The 406-nt window shown below is 47.5% G+C and carries 1 protein-coding gene; it reads left to right on the top strand.

Annotated elements, in window-relative coordinates:
* A partial coding sequence (locus tag M3629_RS28135; RefSeq protein ID WP_251512197.1) for a hypothetical protein occupies positions 1-406 on the top strand: 406 nt, incomplete at both ends.

Raw genomic sequence — 406 nt, 5'->3', positions numbered from 1 at the left:
ATATACCAGCAATGTGCCTCTGTATGCCAGCATGACTCTGGCCCAAGGCAAGTGCACGATGGTTACTCGTCAGAAAAATACGCAGACTGACGGAAAATATGATCTGCTGGGTGAACCACTGGTTAATGCAGATGGTGATGACTACGAATACAATCTCTATAAAACCGCGATGCGGAATTATAAGGAGAGCCCAAGTGCCGGGTTTGAATTACTTCGCTTTGGGCGAGTGATCAACACGGACCATGAAACACTGGTACCGGCAGACGCACCATTATGGATGACAGTCAATTACCCGGGTGGTAAAGGGGTGATCAACCTTGCTGATTCCAGTATTAAAAAGTTTAGTGACGCTGATTTCCCTCACTGGACGGGCTGGCAGATGGTAGATGACGATAGTGATAGCAAC

Origin of the sequence: Paenibacillus polysaccharolyticus (genome assembly GCF_023714295.1) — a bacterium.
Classification (GTDB): Bacteria; Bacillota; Bacilli; order Paenibacillales; family Paenibacillaceae; genus Paenibacillus; species Paenibacillus polysaccharolyticus_A.
This window is presented reverse-complemented; position numbering and strand designations above follow the sequence as displayed.